8 protein-coding genes are annotated in these 6,522 nt (G+C 74.3%); 6 read left to right on the top strand and 2 right to left on the bottom strand.

The genetic code is table 11. The features are described 5' to 3' along the window. Positions 1 to 372: hypothetical protein (locus VF468_28930; protein ID HEX5882312.1), on the bottom strand; the 372-nt coding region annotated here is incomplete at its 3' end. Positions 373 to 476: 104 nt separating this feature from the next. Between VF468_28930 and VF468_28935 the strand changes: the two genes are divergently transcribed. From VF468_28935 to VF468_28960, 6 genes are all read left to right on the top strand, one after another. Then, positions 477 to 899 carry a roadblock/LC7 domain-containing protein gene (locus VF468_28935; protein HEX5882313.1) on the top strand — a complete coding sequence of 141 codons (423 nt, stop codon included), beginning with the start codon at positions 477 to 479 and terminating at the stop codon, positions 897 to 899. A gap of 27 nt (positions 900 to 926) precedes the next feature. Further along, positions 927 to 1,298, top strand: a complete 372-nt coding sequence (locus VF468_28940) for a DUF742 domain-containing protein (GenBank protein ID HEX5882314.1) — start codon at positions 927 to 929, stop codon at positions 1,296 to 1,298. Continuing rightward, positions 1,279 to 1,929 carry an ATP/GTP-binding protein gene (locus VF468_28945; GenBank protein ID HEX5882315.1) on the top strand — a complete coding sequence of 217 codons (651 nt, stop codon included), beginning with the start codon at positions 1,279 to 1,281 and terminating at the stop codon, positions 1,927 to 1,929. The genes VF468_28940 and VF468_28945 overlap by 20 nt, the downstream gene beginning before the upstream one ends. A 10-nt stretch (positions 1,930 to 1,939) precedes the next feature. Beyond that, positions 1,940 to 2,707, top strand: a complete 768-nt coding sequence (locus VF468_28950) for a class I SAM-dependent methyltransferase (protein ID HEX5882316.1) — start codon at positions 1,940 to 1,942, stop codon at positions 2,705 to 2,707. Between the two features lie 151 nt (positions 2,708 to 2,858). Next, on the top strand, positions 2,859 to 3,764 hold the full coding sequence (locus VF468_28955; GenBank protein ID HEX5882317.1) for an ABC transporter ATP-binding protein: 906 nt from the start codon (positions 2,859 to 2,861) through the stop codon (positions 3,762 to 3,764). Next, positions 3,761 to 4,612 (top strand): ABC transporter permease, encoded by an 852-nt coding sequence (locus VF468_28960; protein HEX5882318.1) that lies wholly within the window; start codon positions 3,761 to 3,763, stop codon positions 4,610 to 4,612. Before VF468_28955 ends, VF468_28960 begins: the two co-directional genes overlap by 4 nt. An 11-nt stretch (positions 4,613 to 4,623) precedes the next feature. Here VF468_28960 and VF468_28965 read toward each other — a convergent pair whose 3' ends face one another. Continuing rightward, positions 4,624 to 6,156: a hypothetical protein gene (locus VF468_28965; protein ID HEX5882319.1), complete on the bottom strand. Its 1,533-nt coding sequence runs from the start codon at positions 6,154 to 6,156 to the stop codon at positions 4,624 to 4,626. Between the last annotated feature and the right edge of the window lie 366 nt (positions 6,157 to 6,522).

Raw genomic sequence — 6,522 nt, forward strand, 5'->3', positions numbered from 1 at the left:
GACGCCGCCGGGCCCCGGCCAGCCGGTGGAGCCAACGCCGGCCGCGCCGTCGGGCAGGCCGAGCCGCCGCGCCGACCGCGTCGGGGCCGACCGCGCCGCCCAGCCGGCGCCCGCCCGAGCCTCCGCCGCCGGCGGCGCCCCGCTCCCGACCCGGGGCGCGGCACCGGCCGCGGCCGAGCCGGCGCCGGCGACGCTCCAGGCCGCCTCGGTCCAGACGACCAAGGCCGGCCTTCCCCGCAGGGTCCCGCGGGCGAACCTCGCCCCCGGGATGGTCGCCGCGCAGGCCGCGGCGCCCGCCGCGAGCCCGACCCCCGGCGACAGCGCCCAGCCCTCCTCCTCCGCGGCCAGGTCCCCGGAGGAGGTCAGGAGCATGCTGTCGAGCTACCGCTCGGGCCTCGAGCGCGGCCGCATGATGGCAGCCGGCGAAGATGCCGACAGAGGCGGCGACGCCCATTCGTCCTCGAGGAGCGACGACGATGACGCAACTCAGTAGGGAAGCGCAGAACCTCAACTGGCTCGTCTCCAACTTCGCCAGGAGCGTTCCAGGGGTGGCGCACGCGATCGTGGTCTCGGCCGACGGGCTTCTCATGGCCGTCTCCGAGCGCCTGGACCGGGCCAGAGCCGACCAGCTCGCCGCCGTCGCCTCCGGGCTGGCCAGCCTCACCCAGGGTGCCGCCCGCTGCTTCGACGCGGGCGCGGTGAACCAGACGATCGTGGAGATGGAGAAGGGCTTCCTGTTCGTGATGTCGGTCAGCGATGGCTCCTGCCTGGCCGTGCTAGCCTCGCCATCCTGTGATATTGGCCTGGTCGGCTACGAGATGGCGCTGTTGGTGGCCCGCACGGGGGATGTGCTCACGCCCGCCCTCCGGGCCGAGCTGCAAGCGGCGCTGCCACGATGAGTATGGCTGGGGCTGGGGGAACCACCGATGAGCACCGAGGATCAGCAGGAGAACCGGCAGGAGCCGGGTCGGCTGGTCCGACCCTATGCCATGACCGGCGGGCGAACGCGTCCCGCGCATGACAACCTGGAGCTGGAGACGCTGGTCTCCACCACCTCGCAGGGTGAGACCTCGTTGACCCTGGGCCTCGAACGGCGGTCGATCGCCCTGCTGTGCAGGGACATTCTCTCCATCGCGGAGATCTCCGCCCGGCTCGACCTGCCCCTCGGCGTCGTCCGCGTGCTCGTCGGCGACATGGCCGATGAAGGGCTGGTCACCGTGCACCGGCACGCCAGCGTCGGCGACCGCCCAGACCTTGCGCTTCTCGAGAGGGTGCTCTATGGACTCCGGACAATATAGATCGGGCTCTCCCGCTGGGGAGTCGAGGGCGCCGACCCCGGTCAAGATCGTCATCGCCGGCGGCTTCGGTGTCGGCAAGACGACCTTCGTCGGCGCCGTCTCCGAGATCATCCCGCTGACGACCGAGGCCGCCATGACCACGGCCAGCCTCGGGGTCGACGACACCAGCCACATCCAGGGCAAGACGACCACCACGGTGGCCATGGACTTCGGCCGCATCACCCTGGACACCGACCTGATCCTGTACCTGTTCGGCACGCCCGGCCAGGACCGCTTCTGGTTCATGTGGGACGACCTGTGCCGGGGCGCCATCGGCGCCGTCGTGCTGGTCGACACCAGGCGGCTGGACGCCTGCTTCGCCGCCGTCGACTACTTCGAGCAGCGTGAGCTGCCCTTCGTGGTCGCCATCAACTGCTTCGACGGCGTCCTGGCCCACGCCGTCGAGGACGTCCGCGAGGCCCTGGTCATCGGCGAGGACACCCCGATCGTGGCCTGCGACGCCCGGGTCCGGGAGTCGGCCAAGACGACCCTGATCGAGCTGGTCCAGCACGCCCTGGCCCGCGCCTCGGCCGTGCTGCGCTCGCCCGCCAACACCCGCGGCGGGGTCGGCGCCGGCACCTCCAACCCCTGACCGGCCGGCCGTGACCGAGGGCGCCCACGTCCGGGCCAACCGGCGCCTGTGGAACGAGGACGCCGACGACTACCAGCGGCGCAACGCGCCCCAGATCCGCGACCAGGCCTTCACCGGCCACCTCGCCTGGGGCACCTGGAACATCCCCGAGTCGGAGCTGGAGGTGCTCGGCGAGGTCGCCGGCAAGGACTTCCTGGAGTTCGGCTGCGGCGGCGCCCAGTGGTCGACGGCCCTGGCCCGCAACGGCGCCCGGCCGGTCGGCTTCGACCTGTCCGAGCGCCAGCTCGCCCACGCCCTGCGCCTGCGGGAGGAGACGGGGATCGCCGTCCCGCTGGTCCAGGCGGACGCCGAGCGGGTCCCGTTCCGCGACGCCAGCTTCGACGTGGTGTTCGCCGACTACGGGGCATTCCTGTTCGCCGACCCCTACCGGGCGGTGCCCGAGGCGGCCCGGGTCCTGCGCCCCGGCGGCCTGCTCGCCTTCACCCACATCAGCCCCATCTACGACATCGCCTTCGCCCCCGACGCCGACCACGCCGGTGAGCGGCTGGTCAACGACTACTTCGGGCTCTACCAGCTGCAGGACGTGGACGGCACGGTCGAGTTCAACCTGCCCTACGGGGCCTGGATCCGGCTGTTCCGCGACAGCGGCCTGGTGGTCGAGGACCTGCTCGAGCCCCAGCCCGGGCCGGAGGCGACCAGCACCTACCGCGACGCCGAGGACCTGGCCTGGGCGCGCCGCTGGCCGGCCGAGGTCATCTGGCGGCTCCGCAAGCCCTGATCCCATCCCGCTACCACCGGCGCGGTAGCCGGGCCCGCCGCCGCTGCTCCGCCGGGAGCAGCCGGATCGCCTTCCCCCGGGCGACGACGCTTCCGGCCCTGGCCGCGACCATCGTCTCCGAGCACACGACCGGTACGACGAGGGCAGGGACATGGGCGAGCAGCTGGTGGAGACCGACGACCTGAGCAAGACCTACGGCGCCGTCAGGGCCGTCGACCGGGTCAGCCTGTCGGTGTGGCGCGGGGAGGTGTACGGGTTCCTCGGCCCCAACGGGGCCGGCAAGACGACCACCCTGCGGATGCTGGCCGGGCTGGTCAGGCCGACCGGCGGGTCGGCGACGGTCCACGGCGACCAGCCGGGGAGCCCGCGGGCCCTGGCCCGGACCGGCGTCCTGATCGAGGCCCCCCGCTTCTACCCGTACCTGACGGGCCGCGACAACCTGCGCGTGGTCGCCCGCTACGCCGGGGTCCCCGACCGGCGGGTCGAGGCGGTCCTGGACACGGTCGACCTGGCCGGCCGGGGCGGCGACCGGTACGCCGGCTATTCCCTCGGCATGAAGCAGCGCCTCGGGGTGGCGGCGGCCCTGCTGAAGGACCCGGAGCTGCTGATCCTCGATGAGCCGACCAACGGGCTCGACCCGGCCGGCATGCGCGACATGCGGGCCCTGCTCCGCGACCTCGGCGAGCGCGGCCACACCGTCCTGCTGTCCTCGCACCTGCTGGGCGAGGTGCAGCAGCTCTGCGACCGGGTCGGGGTCATCTCCGGCGGCCGGCTGCTGGCCGAGACCACCGTCGACGACCTGCTCGGCCAGGCCGGCCTGCTGGTCCGGGCCGAGCCGGCCACCGAGGCCCGGGCCTGCCTGGAGCGGCTGGTTGGCGCCGGCAACGTCGCCTCGGCCGACGGCGCCTTCCGGCTGCGGACCGGGCCGTCGCAGGCAGGCCGGGTGAGCCGTGCCCTGGCCGACGCCGGAGTGACCCTGACCGAGCTGCGTCCGCTGGAGCGGACGCTCGAGGAGGTGTTCCTGGAGATGACCGGGACCGGAAGGGCGGAACGATGACCGGGAGCTTCCTGGCGGAGATCCTCAAGCTGCGCAAGCGGCCCGCCACCTGGGTGCTGCTCGGGGTGACGCTGGCCCTGGAGCTGCTGTTCGGCTACCTGCTCCCCTACTCGAGCTGGGTCACCAGCGACCAGAACTTCCAGACCCAGGGCCTGGACCCGCAGGCGGTCCTGACCGGGACCCTGCCCGCCGAGCTGGTGCCGACCTCGCTCGGTGGCTTCCCGGTGTTCGCGGGCGCGCTGGCCCTGATCCTGGGCGCCCTGGCCGCCGGCAGCGAGTACGGCTGGGGGACCATGCAGACCGCCCTCACCCAGCGCCCGACCCGGCTGGCCGTCTACGGCGGCAAGCTGGCCGCCCTGGCCGCCGCCACCCTGGCCGTCGTCCTGGCCGTCTTCGCCGTCAACGCGGTCACGGCGGGGCTGATCGCCACCCTGGAGTCGCGGCCGCTCGACTACCCGTCGCTGGCCGCCCTGGCCGAGGGTGTGGGGTCGGGCTGGCTGATCATGGGCATGTGGTGCGGCCTCGGGGCCGTGCTCGGCTTCGCCTTCCGCGGCGTCGCCCTCCCCGTCGGCCTGGGCGTCGTCTGGGTCCTCGGGGTCGAGAACCTCGTCTCGGCGGTGGCCGACAGCCTCCTGACCGGCCTGCGGCCCCTGCGCGACCTGCTCCCCGGGGTCAACGCCGGCTCGCTGGTCTGGTCGCTGGCCCCCGGCGGCGGGGCGAGCGGCGAGCCGCCCCCCGGCGTGATCGACGCCGTCTCCGGCGGCCGCGCCAGCATCGCCCTGGCCACCTACGTGCTCGGATTCGCCGTCGCCGGCGCCCTGCTGGCCCGGCGCCGGGACGTGACCTGAGCCCCGGTCGGTCAGCCGGGCCGGCGGCGGGCGGCGGCCACGACCACCCCCACGGCCAGCAGGCCGAGGGCCACGCCGGTCAGCCCGACCCAGAGCGCGACGCCCGGTCCGCCCGGGCCGGCGGCTGGGTCGGGGGCCGCCTGCGGGGCCGGCTGGGCGGGCGCCGCCCCTGACCCGCTCTGGGAGCCCGACCCGCCGCCGTTGGCCGCCTTGGCGTCGGCGGTGACCCGGATGACCCACAGGCCGCTGTTCATGTCGCTGGCCAGGACCAGGTCCTTCCAGGGGAAGACGCCCCAGACCACGGGCATGTCGCGGCGGCCGCCCTGGGCGGTGGCCGCCGTCTGGCGGGGCGAGGTCGGCGGCGGCACGAACGAGGCGATCTCGCGGGGCCTGGCGGGGTCGGACAGGTCGACCACCCGGACCCCGTCGGAGTACCAGGAGGCGTAGGAAAGGCCGCCCTTGACGACGGCGTTGTGGACCGAGTAGACGCCGTCGAGGCCCACCCGTCCGTCCTTGCCGGGCACGGCCGCCTCGGTGGCGAAGGTCGACAGCAGCCTGGGCCGGGACAGGTCGCTGGTGTCGAACACCCGCTGGAAGGTCCAGGTGCGCCGGGACCCGCTGCCGACCGCCATCATCGTCTCGTCGTTCTGGACGAACAGGGTCTCGTCCTCGTTGAACCAGCCCGAGTGGGCGCCGCGGTAGCCGTCCTCGGGGCGGTAGGGGGTCTGGCCGATCAGCCGGGGCGAGGCCGGGTCGCTGATGTCCAGGAACTGCACGCCCGCCGACCAGAAGGAGGCGAACACCTTGTTGCCCCTGTCGAACGGCCAGGCGCTGTGGTCGAAGACGTCTCGCCGGGCGGCGAGCTGGCCCCTGGTCTCGGCCGGGCCGTCGCGGCGGACGTCCCAGTCGGCGACCTCGCGGGGGCGGCGCGGGTTGGTGATGTCGATGATGCGCAGGTCCCCGAGCCGGCCCTGGCTCAGGTTGAACGAGTAGGGCACGGCCGCCAGGGCCAGCACCCGCCCGTCGGGCCGCTGCACCACCCCGACCTCGTGCACGCCCGAGACGACCCCGCTGGGGAGCCGGCCCAGCTCCTTCGGCCTGGCCGGGTTGGTCACGTCGTACAGGGCCAGCCCGGCGAACCCCTGCACCTGCCGGGAGCAGCGCTGCACGCCGACGGCGGCCAGGTCGCCCTTGAACGCCCTGGTCCTGACCGACCCGACCCAGACGTCCTCCCCGTCGCTCCCGGGGAACTTGGCGAACGAGGCCAGCGCCCGCGGCTTGGCCGGGTCCTTGAGGCTGATCGCCCACACCCCGTTGGGCGGCTGGCAGTCCGCCTGGCGCAGGTTCCCGAGATAGGCCACGTCCTTGTGCGCCCAGACGTCCCCGTAGCCCCCGCGCTGCGGCGGCGCCAGATGCCCCACGACCTCGGTGCCGACGGTCGTCGGGGCCTGCTCCTGCCCCTGGCTCCCGGACGACGCCGGCGCGAGGAACGACGCCACCACCAGCACCGCCACGACCATGCCGGCCCGCAGCCCCTCACCCATGCGGTCCTCCGGCAGCCGACGTCCTCAACCCACTGTCGCACGACCCGCTGAGATTTCGCTGAGCGCCCGCCGGGTTCGGGCAGGCCGGAACCCCGACCCGCGGCTGCCGGTCCCCCGCCCCGCGGTCCCCGCCCTCGCGGTCCCCTGTCCCGCGGCCCCCGTCCCGCGGTCACGCCGGAACCCGACCCGCCGTTGTCGGGTCCCCCGGTGGGGGAGGCTACTCCCGGCGGGTTCGTCGGTGCGTCGGGTTGTCCACAGCCCCCGTCAGGCGGGTCCCCCGGCCCGTCAGGCAAGCTCGCCGGCCGTCAGGCGGGCTCGCCGAGGGCGCGGGGGAGGGCGCCCTCGTAGGCGTCGCGGACGCGGGAC

Source organism: Actinomycetota bacterium (assembly GCA_036280995.1).
Classification (GTDB): domain Bacteria; phylum Actinomycetota; class CALGFH01; order CALGFH01; family CALGFH01; genus CALGFH01.

Bases quoted from the DNA above. Each gene is read 5' to 3' on its own strand.
- VF468_28960 (HEX5882318.1), top strand. From the start codon at position 3,761: ATGACCGGGAGCTTCCTGGCGGAGATCCTCAAGCTGCGCAAGCGGCCC.
- VF468_28935 (HEX5882313.1), top strand. From the start codon at position 477: ATGACGCAACTCAGTAGGGAAGCGCAGAACCTCAACTGGCTCGTCTCC.
- VF468_28940 (HEX5882314.1), top strand. From the start codon at position 927: ATGAGCACCGAGGATCAGCAGGAGAACCGGCAGGAGCCGGGTCGGCTG.
- VF468_28955 (HEX5882317.1), top strand. From the start codon at position 2,859: ATGGGCGAGCAGCTGGTGGAGACCGACGACCTGAGCAAGACCTACGGC.
- VF468_28965 (HEX5882319.1), bottom strand. From the start codon at position 6,156: ATGGGTGAGGGGCTGCGGGCCGGCATGGTCGTGGCGGTGCTGGTGGTG.
- VF468_28945 (HEX5882315.1), top strand. From the start codon at position 1,279: ATGGACTCCGGACAATATAGATCGGGCTCTCCCGCTGGGGAGTCGAGG.